We start from the raw sequence: 12,609 nt of genomic DNA on the forward strand, positions 1-12,609 counted from the left end.
CTGGACCAGAAGGACCATCCGGCCTGATATGCTAGCCCGGTTCGTCATCTCCCGTTGGCAACTCAGCCTGGTCCTGTTCATCCTGCTCGTTGTGCTGGGCATCAGCGCGCTGGTCAATATTCCCAAGGCCGTCGACGCCCATTTTCCCATTCCCGCGGTCAACATCATTGCGATCCAGCCCGGCGCCGATGCGCAGGAAATGGAAGAGACGGTCGCCAAGCCGATTGAAGATGTCCTGCAGGGTCTGGATGATATCGTAGAGGTGCAATCGACAAGCACGGATGGCGGAACCGTCATCAATGTCGAGTTCAGCGAGTGGTCGGGCGATGTTGACGGTTATTTCGATGATGTCGTGCGCGCGGTATCCGCGATCCGCGATCAGCTTCCCGACGAATTGCAGCGGCTCGAATATCGCAAGATCCGGACCACCGAAGCGGCGGTCATGCAGGTGGCTTTGATTAGCGAAACCGCTTCGTGGCGGCGGATGGAAAAATATGCCGAAGATATGGTGGACGTGTTCACCCGCAATCCCGGCACCCGCGAATCCCGGACCTTCGGGCTTCCGCGCCCGGAAGTCAGCATATCCGTCAATCCTGATCGACTTTCAGAACTGCGGGTCCCCGCTAGCGCGATAGCCGATGCCGTTCGCCAGGGAGGCGCCGACCTGCCTGGCGGTGCCGTGCAAAGCGGCGAGCGAAGGCTGAATGTCGAAGCGGGTGGTGCATTTCGCGATCTGGATGCGATTCGCGGATTGCCGCTGCGGGCATCGGACGGGTCGCTTTTAACTGTTGGCGATGTCGCGAACGTCGGCTGGGGCGCGGAGGAACAGATATACCGGACCCGGCATAACGGTCAGCGCGCCGTGTTTCTTACGGTGACCCAGAAAGACGGTGTCGATGTTACCCGCCTGAAAAACGAGCTTGATATCGAACTGGAACGGATGCGTTCGATTTTGCCGCCTGACATAAAGCTGGTCATGCAGTTCGACCAGAGCCGCGACGTGAAACGGCGATTGAACGAATTGACCCGCGACTTCACGATTGCCATCGCCCTGGTCATATTCACACTGCTTCCGCTTGGCTTGCGGTCGTCGGCGATTGTCATGATCTCGATCCCGCTCTCGCTCGCATCCGGCCTGTTGGTGCTTTACGCGATGGGATATAATCTCAGCCAGCTCTCCATTGCCGGTTTCATTGTTTCGCTCGGGTTGCTGGTTGACGACAGTATCGTAGTGACAGAAAATATCGCCCGGCATCTGCGAATGGGCAAGACGCGCACGCAGGCGGCGATCGAGGCCAGTCTGGAAATCCGTGCGGCGGTTATCGGTTCGACTGCTGTTCTGGTGCTGGCTTTTGTACCTTTGCTATTTCTTCCCGGTGGTGCCGGTTCCTATACCAGGTCATTCTTCATCGCAATTATCGCGACAGTGATTGCCTCGCTGGTGATTTCCTTATCGGTTATTCCGTTTCTCGCCAGTCGCATGTTGCGGCGGGACGAAAATCCGGAAGGCAATCCGGCACTGCGCTGGGTGAACGACAAAATCCAGAGATTCTACCGGCCGTTTTTGCACATAGCCTTGGGCGCGCCGGTCAAGACGGTGGTTCTGGCCATGGCCTTGTGTCTTTCGGCGTTCGCACTGGTTCCCGTATTGGGCTTTTCGCTTTTCCCCTTTGCCGATGCCCCCTATTTCCGGGTCTCGGTCGAAGCGGAACAGGGCAGCAGTCTTGATCGTACCGATCGCATCGTCGCCGAAGTCACAAAGATTCTGAAAACCGAACCCGACATAATCGTCCGGGCGGAAAATATCGGCAACGGTAATCCGCAGGTTTTTTACAATGTCGGACCCAGAGCAGAGCGGACAAACTATGGCGAAGTGCTGGCCGTGATGGAGGAATGGGACACTCGCGAAGGTCCAAAGATGATCGACAGGTTGCGTGAAAAATTGGATCAAATCGCCGGCGCCCGTGTGAAAATCGAGCTTTTCCAGAACGGGACGCCGGTGGAAGCGCCGATCGTCATCCGGGTGGCCGGACCGGAACTGGACAAGTTAAAGGAACTGTCCGGCAAGGTTGCCGATGTGCTGCGAGAGACCCCTGGCGCTCGCGATATCGTGAACCCCGTGGATACGGACAAGATCGATCTCGATATTGGTCTGGATGAAAAGAAAGCGGCGCTGCTCGATATTCCGTCGGGCGAACCGCGCCGCGCCATTCGGCTGGCGATCAGCGGCGAAAAGGCGGCATCTTTCCGGGATCAGGAAGGTGACAATTATCCGGTGACCGTTCGCTATCCGTTCGAGGGCAATCTGCCGATATCGGTGCTGGACAAGGTCTATGTGGCTACGCGCTCCGGTGATCCCGTGGCGCTGTCCCAGATAACCAATCCCCAACTCACCAATGTAACCCCGCAAATCCAGCGCTACCAGTTGCAGCGAACCGTGCTGGTCACGGCTCAGGTCGACTTTGGCGAGGTCCCCTCGACAGTCAACAATCGCGCCGTCGAGAAGCTGGAGCAGATCGATTTTCCCGAAGGCTATAAATGGTCGATCGGCGGGGAGTCGGAAGCCATTGGAGAGACATTTGGCGATTTTGGACCGTTGATCATTACCGCAATCATGTTGATTCTGGCGGTTCTGGTGGCCGAGTTTCGACGGTTCCGGGAAACGATTGTCGTCGCAGGTGTTATCCCTCTGGGGACATTTGGTGGTATCATCGCGCTTTTCGTCACCGGGAATTCGCTCAGTGTTATGGCGATTATCGGGTTTATCGCGCTGATCGGGATTGAAATCAAAAACTCGATATTGCTGGTCGACTTCACCACCCAGCTGCGGGAGCAGGGCATGGGGTTACGCGAAGCGATAGAAAAGGCCGGAGAGGTCCGTTTTCTTCCGGTACTGCTTACATCGGTGACCGCAATCGGTGCTCTTACCCCGCTCGCTTTCTGGGGCGGGGCGCTATATGCGCCGCTGGCCGTTATCATCATCGGGGGACTGATCAGTTCGACCCTCTTGTCTCGCGTGGTGACACCCGCCATGTATCTTCTGGTCGTTCGACGCGACGAAGAGCGAAAGAACGTAATTGTCGAGGGTGAAGCTGCCCCCGCGTAAAAGGAGTTGATATGGCAGAGCAGGACGCCATTTTTGCCGGTGGGTGTTTTTGGTGCACCGAAGCAGTGTTCAATGACATTGCCGGGGTAAGTTCCGTCGAGAGCGGCTATATCGGGGGCGAGCGGCCGGATCCAAGCTACCGCGAGGTGTGTTCGGGTACGACCGGCCATGCTGAAGCGATCAAGGTCAGATTTGACGATGCGGTGGTGAGCTATTCCGACCTGCTCGATATTTTCTTCGCGACCCACGACCCGACCCAGCTCAATCGTCAGGGCAATGACATTGGAACCCAATACCGGTCGGCGATCTTCCCGCTGGACGATGAACAGCGCGCCGAAGCGGAAGCCGGCGTCGTGCGTGCCGGAGAGGGGCGTTCCGAACCGGTTGTGACGACCATAGAAGGACCCGCGCGCTGGTATGTATCGGAGGATTATCATCAACAATATTGGGCGGACGAAGGTCGCGGCAATCCTTATTGCGTGGCCACCATCCCGCCCAAATTGCAGAAACTGCGGACCAGTTTCGCTGACAAGCTGAAGGACTAGGCCAGACCAATGAAACCGATCAGAAAAGCCGTCTTTCCCGTAGCGGGTATGGGGACCCGTTTCCTGCCGGCAACCAAGGTCATGCCCAAGGAGCTTTTCCCGATCGTCGACCGGCCGCTTCTCCAATATGCCGTTGATGAAGCGCTGGAGGCCGGAATCGAACAGATGATCTTCGTCAACGGCCGCGGCAAGGGCATGATCGAGGACCATTTCGACATGGCCTACGAGCTGGAGCGGACCATGGCGGATCGATCGAAGGACCGGTCGGATCTCGATGGAACCCGCCTCAGGCCGGGCGACTGTGTTTTTGTGCGGCAACAGGAACCATTGGGTCTGGGCCATGCCATCTGGTGCGCGCGGGATATTATCGGCGACGAGCCGTTCGCGATTTTCCTGCCTGACGAGTTCATGGTCGGTTCTCCGGGGTGCATGAAGCAGATGGTCAGCGCTTATGAAAAGCTGGGCGGCAATATTGTCTGTGCGCTGGAGATTCCGATCGAGGACACGCCTTCCTATGGGGTGATCGATCCCGGCAAACGGGACGGGCCGATCACCGAGGTCAAAGGGCTGGTCGAGAAACCGGCGGCGGGAACGGCGCCATCCAACCTGATCCTGCCGGGTCGCTATATATTGCAGCCCGAAGTGATGCGGATCCTGGAAACGCAGGAAGCCGGGGCCGGTGGAGAAATTCAGCTGACCGATGCCATGGCGCAGATGATCGGCAAACAGCCGTTTCATGGCATGACCTTTGACGGCAAGCGCTATGATTGCGGATCGAAACTGGGCTATGTCGAAGCCAATCTGGCTCTGGCTCTGGTCCATCCGGAAATTGGCAGCGATATCCGGACCATGGCCGAGAAGCTGCTGGCCGAGTCATGAACCGTTCCGGCATTCATCGCGACTTCATCATCTGGCCTGCACAAAGCAGCTGAGGAGTATATCATGCGCGCATTTTCAATCTTGTTCGCGGCTTTCATCCCCTTGATATTGTCCGGCTGCGTCGCGAGCACGATCATCACCGCGCCGTTCCGGGCCGCAGGAACTGTCGTCGAGACGGCCGTCGACGCAACCACCCAGACCCAATCCGAAAAGGAAGAAGACCTGGGCCGCAAAGTGCTGGCCGAACGCAAGGCAGGACTGGAAGCCTGTCTTGACCGGGCCGAGGACAAATTCGAGCGAAACGTGTGTAAATCGCATTTTCGCGACGATTAGTCACTCGCTGCCAGCAGCGGCGGCGCAAACTTGCCATCGACCGGTTCAATTTCCGCCATTTTCGCTATCTCCTCTTCGAACAACCGCACTCGCTTTTTCCAGCGATAATGGGTCGAGGCAGAGAATATGCCTTTGCCATGTTGCTTGCCGTAGCGGGTCCAGAAGCGGATCGCCGCAGCCGGATCGTAGCCGGCATTGGCCATCAGCCAGACCGACAGCCGGTCCGCTTCAATCTCGGCGGCCTTGATTTTCCCCGCGCTCTTGCCAAGCTGCCCGAAAAATCCGCGATTGGCGCTTACTGCATCGAGACGCTCGCGGTGTTTCAGCAGATTATGCGCCAGTTCATGGGCAACAACCGCGGCAAATTCATCATCGTCCAGAAAATATTCGGCGAGGCGCGATGAGACACTGACCAGCGTGCCGTCGGCGCTGGCATTTCTGTCTGCACTGACCCGGATCTGGAATTGGCCTGAACATGTTAGAATTGGTTCGACCGGGATAATATGGCTGATGCCGTCTCGGGAGATGGTCAACTGGACACTGCTCTCCTCCAACGCCTGTTCCAGCACCCGATTGATCGCCGCAATCCTGCGATAGACGGGTTGCTCGCGGGACAATTGCGCATCATCGCCCATAATTTCATCGATTGGCATATTGTTGATCGCTCGAAGGGTATCGCCCGGTGACAATTTTGCAGTTTCGGCCGGGCTGTCCGGAGCCACCGCAGTGATCCCTATCGAGCCATCAAATCCTAGCGCGAAACGCGCTGTATCCAGGTCCTCATATTGGGCGACATCGTTCAGGAGCAGACCGGTCGTGGCAGTTTTCTGATCGCAATAGGGCGTGTTATCTTTGACCAGCCGGTATCCGATCGCATTCATGCGATGGTCGAGCAATTGCAGGCCCTTTAGCGCCAATATGGTTTCGGCATCGAACCCGGCATCGGGAGCCTGTTGCGCGGACAGCGGCATGGCGACAATCAAAGCCGCAAGGGAGAAGCATGTACGGATCATAAAGGCCATTTAACCCAATTCGCCTTTCGGCATGTTGAACGCGGTCTGCGCCGCGCCGTCTGAGAGATTCCACCAGGCCAATATCAGCGCTGCGCCGATCAGGACAACCGCCGCAATCTTTTGAAACACCGGTTGCGCCTGATCAGCATCACCCAGATTGCGTGCCTTTGAGGCGATCGCGGCGTAAAATGTGAGGCCGGTTGTTTCGGTGAACACGGTCAGACCAGCCAGTATCGCGAACTGCAGCATCAGATTTCCCGAGGGATCGATGAATGGCGGGATGAACGCTACATAGAAAAGCAATGCCTTGGGGTTGGACATGTGCACCGCCAAACCATTGAGAAAACCCTTTTTGAAGCTTGCACTATTGGCCGATTGATCGGCAAGCGCGCCGGACCCGACACGGAACATCCGAATGCCCATCCACGCCAGATAGGCGACGCCGATCCAGCGTAGCACGGCATAGATGGCCGGAACCGCCTCGATCAGTGCTATCAGTCCGAAGGCGGTGAGCGCGTACCAGATAAAATTTCCGATATTCACACCCACGATCGGTCCCAGCGCACCGCGCATTCCTCCTGTCGGGCCGAGTGGCAGAGCATGGCTGACGGTCACCATGGTTGCCGGTCCCGGGGTGAGGCAAAACATCAAGTCGGCGATCACAAAAAGAAAAATGGTTTCGAGCGGCATTAATATTCGGGCCTGTTCTGCTGACGAACTTTACAAACTTTACAGTGTAAGAGCAAAAAATTCTCCGCCTTCGATTTCTGCGTCAATCACGCGCTCTGGCGCACATAAAATATCGAATTGAAAACAGTCTTGTGCCATCAGGTCAGTTCACCGTCTCATTGGTCAAACGGGGAAACTACAAAATTCATTCGCTGTAGGACAGCAAAATGATGGCGCCTTCGTTCTGCCTGGCTCAGCGCAAATTGTCCCGCAGATGATCTATCAGTGCGTTAACACGAGCGGGACGCAATGCGGAGGGAGGCATGACGATATTGAGATCGATCGGTTCGAAATGCCAGTCGTCGAGGATGGTCACCAGACGTCCGTCTTTGACGTCGTTCGCGCAGAGAAAATCGGGAAGATTGCTGATGCCGTGCCCGGCGATCAGCGACGCGAGCTCCAGAGTGCCGTTATTTGTGCGCAGGCGGCATTTCGGCTGAACGCTGACCTTTTTCCCGTCGAGGCCGGTCAGATGCCAGACTTCCGGTGTGGGCAGATTGGAATATATGAAGCAGTCGTGTTCGCCGAGCTGTGATGGGTGATCTGGCTCGCCGCGCCGTTCGATATAGGCCGGCGATGTCACGAAATAGCGCTCTATCGGACGCAATTTGATCGCGCGCAGGCTGCTGTCGGGAAGCGCCGCTATCCTGACCGCAAGATCAAAACCTTCTTCCACCAGATCGATTCTGGCGTCGCTGAGCTGCACATCGATAGCGATTTCCGGATATTGGTTCATGAAATCCGCGATCACCGGCGCGAGATGGGAAATGCCGTAACTGAGCGGGGCCGCTATCCGCACCTGCCCGCGAAGCAAGTGGGTGGTGTCCCGTGCCGCCGCCATCGCCGCCTCTCCATCATAAGCGATTTGCCGGGCATGGGGCAGCAGCGAACGGCCGGCCGTGGATAGCGATATTTTTCTCGAGGTCCGGTGAAACAGGACAGTACCGAGGCTCCGCTCGAGCCGGGTGATTGCCTTCGAAATCGTCGGCTTCGACAGATTCAGTTCTTGTGCCGCGGCGGTGAAACTGCCGCGCCGCGCCACCGCTGCAAATATCGCCCAGGCTTCGTAATCAGGCAGTTTCATAACCTCGGTATTAGTGAACTATTGGAAACAATCAATTTCTATCTTGTCTATTTTAGAAACAAAATGGAGCGCTTATCCAATGTTCAAGACGAGCGGAAGAACCGCTTTTGCAGGAGCAAGACCATGATCGAGAAACGCGCATTCAGCGACCTGGCCCATGTTGACCACGAGTGGCTGCAGGCCCGTCATCATTTTTCCTTTGGTAAATATTGGGATCCAGCCCGTATGGGTTTCGGCCCGATCCGGGTGTGGAATGACGACGAGATCAACCCGAAAACCGGATTTCCGATGCATGGCCATCAGGATATGGAAATAATCACCTATGTCCGCGAGGGAGCGATCACCCATCGCGACAATATGGGCAATGAAGGCCGGACCGAGGCCGGCGATGTCCAGGTGATGAGCGCCGGCAGCGGCGTGATGCACAGCGAATATAATCTCGAGGACGAGCGGGTGCGCCTGTTCCAGATCTGGATCGAACCGCGTGCTCCGGGTGGTGCTCCGCATTGGGATGCGAAATCCTTTCCCAAGGGCGACCGCGCCGATCAGCTGGAAATTCTTGCCAGCGGCTTTGAACAGGACATCAAAAGCGGCGCGCTGATGATCGGCGCGGATGCGCGACTCTACGGCGCTACGCTGAGCAAAGGAACGACTGTCGAGCACGAGATTGCCGATGGTGCCCATATCTATCTGGTCGGTTCTGCCGGTCATATCCGGGTCAATGGCGAACTTGTCGTTGCCCGCGATGCGCTGGCTATTCGGGACGTTTCGTCGCTGCAAATCGAAGCCATCGACGACGCCGAATTCGTCTTCGTCGAAGCGTGGGAGTTCCGCAACTGATACCCACTGCCAGTGCGACGCTCGCCTATTTCCTCTACGCGTGGCGACCCTCCAATTTCTTTCACACAAATCCAGAACACAGGAAATGCTCATGAATCATGCCAAAAATTTACTCCGTGTAGATGCCAGCGCGCGCACAGCAGCATCATCTTCCCGTACATTAACCGATGCCTTGATCGAGAAACTGGCACCGGAAAATATTGTCACCCGCGACCTTACCAAGGCCTTGCCATTTGTGACGGAAGATTGGGTGGGTGCCAATTTCACCGACGAGGCGAACCGGACCGATGAACAAAAAACCGAACTCGCCTTGTCCGACTCACTTGTGGCGGAAATAGTCGGCGCCGACATATTGGTGATCGGCGTTCCGATCTACAATTTCAATATTCCCGCCGCGCTGAAGGCATGGATTGATCTGATCGCCCGGGCGCGGAAGACGTTTCACTATACGTCGGATGGTCCGGAAGGCCTGCTCAAGGGCAAAAAAGCCTATCTGATGATGGCCTCGGGCGGCACGCAAATCGGTAGCGATATCGACTTTGCTTCCGGTTATCTAAAGCATGTTCTCGGGTTTATCGGCATCAAAGATGTGACCATCATTGCTGCTGACCAGCAGATGATGAAGGGTGAAACGGCGCTGGTACAGGCCCTGTCGAAACTCGCCCAAATCTAGAGCATTCACGCACGAAAAAGCCCCGCTGGATCATCTCCAGCGGGGCTTTTTTTCAAATTCGGTTCAAGACGAGGAAGTTTATTCTTTCTTGTCTGCGTCGGGTTGAGCGGCTTCGGTGTCGCTTTCCTCGATGCCTTCACCCATGGTTTTGGCCATATGTGAATCGCCCGTTGCAGCTTCATCGCCTTGCGCCAATTCTGCAGCATGCTGTTCTTCGGAGCTATCCGCAGCGATCAATGCTTCTGCAACCGCCGCTTCAGATTCTTCGATCGGTGCGTCGGTAACCGCTGTTTCGGCTTCCGCAGCTGGTGCCGCAAAGACGTCGTCGGCGCTTGGCTCTGCTTCAACCGGAGCTGCAGCCTTGGCTACTTCTGCGGCTTTCAGATCTGCTGCAGCCTGAATCGCGTCAAGCATCTTCTGCTGTTGCGCCCTGAGTGCCGCATCGCGGCTGGTTGCGGCGATACGCGCACGGTTCATACCCGCGCCGGTACCAGCCGGGATCAAACGGCCAACGATCACATTTTCCTTGAGACCGATCAGCTGATCCTTCTTGCCCTCGACAGCCGCCTGGGTAAGCACCCGGGTGGTTTCCTGGAAAGAAGCGGCAGAGATGAAGCTGCGGGTCTGCAAGCTCGCCTTGGTAATACCAAGGAGGACTGGCTTGCCGGCAGCAGGTTCCTGCTTTTTGGTCAGCTTGGCGTTATATTCCAGCATCTCTTCGAGATCGATCTGCTCGCCCGGAAGAAGCGTCGTGTCGCCGCCGTTGGTGATTTCAACTTTCTGCAACATCTGACGAACGATCGTCTCGATATGCTTGTCGTTGATTTTCACGCCCTGCAGACGATAGACTTCCTGAATTTCCGAAACGAGATATTCGGCCAGCGCCTCGACACCCAATACTTCGAGGATATCATGCGGATCGGGAGAGCCGGAAACCAGATTGTCGCCCTTCTTGACGAAATCGCCTTCCTGAACGTCGATGACCTTGGTCTTCGGCACCAGATATTCGACCGGTTCGCCCTCTTCCGGAACAATCGCGATCTTGCGCTTCGCTTTATAGTCGCGAACAAATTCAATCCGTCCGTCGATTTTCGCGATGATCGAATTGTCCTTCGGAATACGCGCTTCGAACAGTTCGGCCACACGTGGCAGACCACCCGTAATGTCACGGGTTTTCGCGGCTTCGCGAGAAACACGTGCCAGCACGTCGCCGGCGACAACTTTCTGACCGTCTTCGACCGAAAGCGTTGCACCGTTGGCGAGCATATAACGACCGGTTTCGCCGCTGTTTTCATCGAGCAACGTCATACGCGGACGAAGGTCTTCCTTGTTCGCGCCGCGGCCAGAGGCCCGATATTCCATGATCACACGCTGTGCGATACCGGTGGCTTCATCGGTCTGTTCGGTCATCGTCTTGCCTTCGATGACGTCCTGATATTTGATGATACCCGGTTTTTCGGTGATCATCGGCATGGTGAACGGATCCCACTCGGCGAGACGATCGCCGAGTTTTACCTTCGCACCATCCTTGATCAGCACGCTGGTACCATAAGGCACCTTGTCGGCAGAGCGTTCGCGACCGTCATTGTCGATCACGGCGATCACACCGCTACGCGCCAGCGACAGGAAGCGGCCATTCTTGTCTTCGATGACCGGCATGTCGCGATATTCGACCTTGCCTTCTGCCACCGATTCCAGATTGGACTGCTCGTTGAGCTGCGCTGCGCCGCCGATGTGGAAAGTCCGCATCGTTAGCTGCGTGCCCGGCTCACCGATCGACTGTGCCGCGATAACGCCAACCGCTTCACCGATATTCACCGGTGTACCGCGAGCAAGGTCACGACCGTAGCAGGTGCCGCAGACACCCATTTTGGATTCGCAAACCAGCGGTGAACGAATGCGCGCGGACTGAATGCCGAGCTCTTCGATTACCACGATGGCCGCTTCGTCCAGCAACGTGCCGGATTTGATCACAACGCTGTCGTCTTTGCTGTCGACAATATCTTCGGCCATGGTCCGGCCCAGGATACGTTCGCCAAGCGATGCGATAACCGAACCGCCCTGGACGATGGCTTTCATCTCCAGCGCATTTTCGGTGCCGCAATCTTCTTCGACGATCGTGCAATCCTGCGAAACGTCAACCAGACGCCGAGTCAGATAACCCGAGTTTGCCGTTTTCAACGCCGTATCCGCAAGACCCTTACGAGCCCCGTGGGTGGAGTTGAAATATTCGAGAACCGTCAGGCCTTCCTTAAAGTTCGAGATGATTGGTGTTTCAATAATCTCGCCAGAAGGTTTGGCCATCAGACCGCGCATACCGCCCAGCTGTTTCATCTGTGCTGGCGAACCACGCGCACCGGAGTGGCTCATCATGTAGATCGCGTTGATCTCACGCTCGCGCCCGTTTTCGTCCTCCGGCGTCGCAGCCAGTTCGTCCATCATCGCGTTGGCAACCGTGTCACCACAGCGGGACCAGGCGTCGATCACCTTGTTGTATTTTTCCTGCTGGGTGATCAGGCCATCCTGATATTGCTGCTCATAGTCGGCAACCAACGTACGGGTTGCTTCAACCGTCTTGTCCTTCGAATCCGGAATGATCATGTCATCCTTGCCGAAGGAAATACCGGCGCGACAAGCGTGGCGGAAGCCAAGACCCATGATCGCGTCGGCGAACAGGACCGTGTCTTTCTGACCGGTGTGACGGTAGACTTGGTCAATCACGTCGCCGACTTCTTTCTTGGTCAGCAAGCGGTTGACGATGTCGAACGGTACCTTGTGCGATTTCGGCAGACATTCCGCAATCAGCAAACGGCCCGGTGTGGTTTCGAAACGCTTGAGAATCGGATTGCCGTCCTCGTCGGTTTGCGGAACCCGGGTGGTGATCTTGGAGTGCAGGGTCACTGCGCCAATTTCCAGTGCCTGATGCACTTCGGCCATATCGGCGAGCAACATGCCTTCGCCCGGCTCGCCTTTGCGATCCATTGTCAGATAATAGATGCCGAGAACCATATCCTGCGAAGGAACGATGATCGGCTTGCCATTGGCTGGTGACAGGATGTTGTTGGTCGACATCATCAGGACACGGGCTTCCAGCTGGGCCTCGAGGCTCAGTGGAACGTGGACCGCCATTTGGTCACCGTCAAAGTCGGCGTTGAAGGCGGAGCAGACCAGCGGGTGAAGCTGGATAGCCTTGCCTTCGATCAATACCGGTTCGAACGCCTGGATACCCAGACGGTGAAGCGTAGGCGCGCGGTTCAACATCACGGGATGCTCGCGGATCACGTCTTCGAGAATGTCCCAGACTTCCTTGCGCTCTTTTTCGACCCATTTCTTGGCCTGCTTGAGCGTCATCGAAAGACCCTTGGCATCGAGGCGCGCGTAGATGAATGGCTTGAACAGTTCGAGGG

General features: G+C 56.5%; 9 protein-coding genes and 1 pseudogene. 6 read left to right on the forward strand and 4 right to left on the reverse strand.

Annotated elements, in window-relative coordinates; genetic code table 11:
* Window positions 1-28 precede the first annotated feature (28 nt).
* The 4 genes from WBM93_RS04985 to WBM93_RS05000 all read left to right on the forward strand — a co-directional run bounded on the left by WBM93_RS04985 (window position 29) and on the right by WBM93_RS05000 (window position 4,863).
* Window positions 29-3,106, forward strand: coding sequence for an efflux RND transporter permease subunit (locus WBM93_RS04985; protein WP_424428983.1), 3,078 nt, complete (start codon window positions 29-31; stop codon window positions 3,104-3,106).
* An 11-nt stretch (window positions 3,107-3,117) separates the two neighbouring features.
* Window positions 3,118-3,651 carry a peptide-methionine (S)-S-oxide reductase MsrA gene (gene msrA, locus WBM93_RS04990; RefSeq protein ID WP_424428986.1) on the forward strand — a complete coding sequence of 178 codons (534 nt, stop codon included), beginning with the start codon at window positions 3,118-3,120 and terminating at the stop codon, window positions 3,649-3,651.
* A gap of 9 nt (window positions 3,652-3,660) precedes the next feature.
* On the forward strand, window positions 3,661-4,530 hold the full coding sequence (locus WBM93_RS04995; RefSeq protein WP_424428989.1) for a UTP--glucose-1-phosphate uridylyltransferase: 870 nt from the start codon (window positions 3,661-3,663) through the stop codon (window positions 4,528-4,530).
* Between the two features lie 63 nt (window positions 4,531-4,593).
* Window positions 4,594-4,863, forward strand: a complete 270-nt coding sequence (locus WBM93_RS05000) for a DUF6726 family protein (protein WP_424428992.1) — start codon at window positions 4,594-4,596, stop codon at window positions 4,861-4,863.
* On the opposite strand, the gene WBM93_RS05005 is transcribed toward WBM93_RS05000, so the two are convergent.
* From WBM93_RS05005 to WBM93_RS05015, 3 genes are all read right to left on the reverse strand, one after another.
* A complete protein-coding gene (locus tag WBM93_RS05005; RefSeq protein ID WP_424428995.1) occupies window positions 4,860-5,885 on the reverse strand; it encodes a M48 family metalloprotease in 1,026 nt (341 codons plus the stop codon). The two genes, WBM93_RS05000 and WBM93_RS05005, sit on opposite strands and share 4 nt — an antisense overlap.
* A complete protein-coding gene (locus tag WBM93_RS05010; RefSeq protein WP_424428998.1) occupies window positions 5,886-6,566 on the reverse strand; it encodes a LysE family translocator in 681 nt (226 codons plus the stop codon). It lies immediately after the preceding gene.
* Window positions 6,567-6,798: 232 nt separating this feature from the next.
* Window positions 6,799-7,689 carry a LysR substrate-binding domain-containing protein gene (locus WBM93_RS05015; RefSeq protein ID WP_424429001.1) on the reverse strand — a complete coding sequence of 297 codons (891 nt, stop codon included), beginning with the start codon at window positions 7,687-7,689 and terminating at the stop codon, window positions 6,799-6,801.
* Between the two features lie 123 nt (window positions 7,690-7,812).
* Here WBM93_RS05015 and WBM93_RS05020 point away from each other — a divergent pair, with 123 nt between their 5' ends.
* The gene (locus WBM93_RS05020) at window positions 7,813-8,529 is read left to right on the forward strand and encodes a pirin family protein (protein WP_424429004.1); all 717 of its coding nucleotides are present in this window, start codon (window positions 7,813-7,815) and stop codon (window positions 8,527-8,529) included.
* Window positions 8,530-8,620: 91 nt separating this feature from the next.
* Window positions 8,621-9,202 (forward strand): FMN-dependent NADH-azoreductase, encoded by a 582-nt coding sequence (locus tag WBM93_RS05025; RefSeq protein WP_424429007.1) that lies wholly within the window; start codon window positions 8,621-8,623, stop codon window positions 9,200-9,202.
* Window positions 9,203-9,562: 360 nt separating this feature from the next.
* Here the strand turns inward: WBM93_RS05025 and WBM93_RS05030 are convergent.
* Window positions 9,563-12,609, reverse strand: a pseudogene (locus tag WBM93_RS05030) (DNA-directed RNA polymerase subunit beta'); the annotation flags it as partial.

Origin of the sequence: Parasphingorhabdus sp., assembly GCF_049667325.1 — a bacterium.
GTDB lineage: Bacteria > Pseudomonadota > Alphaproteobacteria > Sphingomonadales > Sphingomonadaceae > Parasphingorhabdus.